Genomic DNA, 1684 nt, shown 5'->3' with positions numbered 1-1684 from the left:
TCCTTAAAATAATTTAAGTACTTTATATTTTATTATATGAGTTTATTAATATTGACTCTGTACGGTATCGCGCCAAACAATGATTATTAAAGCTCATATATTCAACGCTCGTTACCTTCTCAAAATTACTATAAATACAGATAATGGGTAATTTATGTTCGCTGTGGCACAGACTCAAAATTACAAAACCATTACGATAAACCGGTCATACAAATTGTAGAATAGTCTTTTAAGCTATACGTAGTAATGCTTTTATACCAATTTGCTTAATTAAGTGAGCTATTTTGAGGTAAGAAAACCGTGTCGATAACAAGGCAAAAATTTCGTTATTTAGTTGTTCTTTTTCAGAAATTTTTAACACAGTTAGCGTCAGGTTTATGCCCTCAAATTGATCAAGTATTATTGCACATTGGTATTACTATGATAAATCGAGCTTACATTCAATTTAAGATTGAGAATGATGTAACTACACTCAATGTTTTAATTTGGTATTAAGTTTTTTATTTTATCGAGTAATATTTTAGGAATAATCACATGAGTAATAACATCTCAAGTAATTCAGTATCAAAAACTAAACCTAATTTGAATAAAGAAGGTCTCAGCCGACATGACATGATTGAAGCTAAAGCTTACTCATTAGCGAGTGATCGTGACTTTACCGGTGACAATCACTTAAATGATTGGCTTGAAGCTGAAAAGGAAGTAGACGGATAACTACCAAAGTAGGTTAAATGTAAAAAGCCCACTAACAGCAGAACATACACAAATTTTAAACCGAATATATTTATATTCGGTTTATAAATTTATTTTAGAGCCCAGGCTCAATGAACAACTTGCTAGGCTGTTCTTTTGACGCTCTTAAACATTTATTTGATTCCAAAATATATTAACTGATAATGGATAGTTTTCTAACGTTAGGTTTTTTTTCCATATAAGACTCCAACCTGTCTGTTTCTCTTTTTACAACCTCATAGCACTCGCAAGACTGAGACTCTAATTGAGGTCGGTCTATCACACTAATATGACCACGTTTATAAGTGATAATACCCAGCTTTTGTAGTTTACCAGCGGCCTCAGTTACTCCCTCACGTCTTACGCCTAACATATTTGCTATTAGCTCTTGAGTCATTATTAAATTGTTACTCGGTAAACGGTCAATCGATAGTAAAAGCCAGCGGCTTAGTTGTTGCACTATACTATGATGTCGATTACAAACTGCGGTTTGCGCTGTTTGGGTAATCAATGATTGCGTGTAACGTAACATGAGCATACGCATATCAGGCTCGCTATTAAATTGCCTGCGTAACTCACAAGCGGGTAAGCGATAAGCGGTACCAGCACTTTGCACAATAGCTCGGTTGGGGGTGCTTTCTCCCCCCATAAATACAGCTATACCTACAACCCCTTCATTACCGATAACTGATATTTCAGCAGATGAGCCATCAATCATCACATACAATAATGAAACAATACTATCTATTGGAAAATAAACGTAATCGAGCTTTTCACTTGTTTCATAAATAACTTCTCCAAGGGATAAATTGACTCGCTTTAAAAGCGGAAACATGCGGTGTTGTGCGTCAGTAGATAAAGCATTAAGCAGTTTGTTCTTCAATTGACCCATCTAATGTGAATTTCCTTTTTATATGCCCAACTTATAACTAATAAAACCTAAAAGTAATGG

Annotated in this window: 2 protein-coding genes; one reads left to right on the top strand and one right to left on the bottom strand. The window is 34.5% G+C overall.

Annotated features, from left to right (window positions below; translation table 11 throughout):
- Positions 1 to 534: 534 nt before the first annotated feature.
- Positions 535 to 714 (top strand): DUF2934 domain-containing protein, encoded by a 180-nt coding sequence (locus CXF89_RS19135; RefSeq protein ID WP_121955484.1) that lies wholly within the window; start codon positions 535 to 537, stop codon positions 712 to 714.
- A gap of 172 nt (positions 715 to 886) precedes the next feature.
- On the opposite strand, the gene CXF89_RS19130 is transcribed toward CXF89_RS19135, so the two are convergent.
- Positions 887 to 1624: a Crp/Fnr family transcriptional regulator gene (locus CXF89_RS19130; protein WP_024590349.1), complete on the bottom strand. Its 738-nt coding sequence runs from the start codon at positions 1622 to 1624 to the stop codon at positions 887 to 889.
- Between the last annotated feature and the right edge of the window lie 60 nt (positions 1625 to 1684).

It is taken from the genome of Pseudoalteromonas sp. MelDa3, from assembly GCF_002863625.1.
Lineage (GTDB): Bacteria > Pseudomonadota > Gammaproteobacteria > Enterobacterales > Alteromonadaceae > Pseudoalteromonas > Pseudoalteromonas arctica.
Note: the sequence above shows the minus strand (reverse complement) of the source record. Positions and strands in the feature narration are given on the sequence as shown.

Bases quoted from the DNA above. Each gene is read 5' to 3' on its own strand.
- CXF89_RS19135 (WP_121955484.1), top strand. From the start codon at position 535: ATGAGTAATAACATCTCAAGTAATTCAGTATCAAAAACTAAACCTAAT.
- CXF89_RS19130 (WP_024590349.1), bottom strand. From the start codon at position 1,624: ATGGGTCAATTGAAGAACAAACTGCTTAATGCTTTATCTACTGACGCA.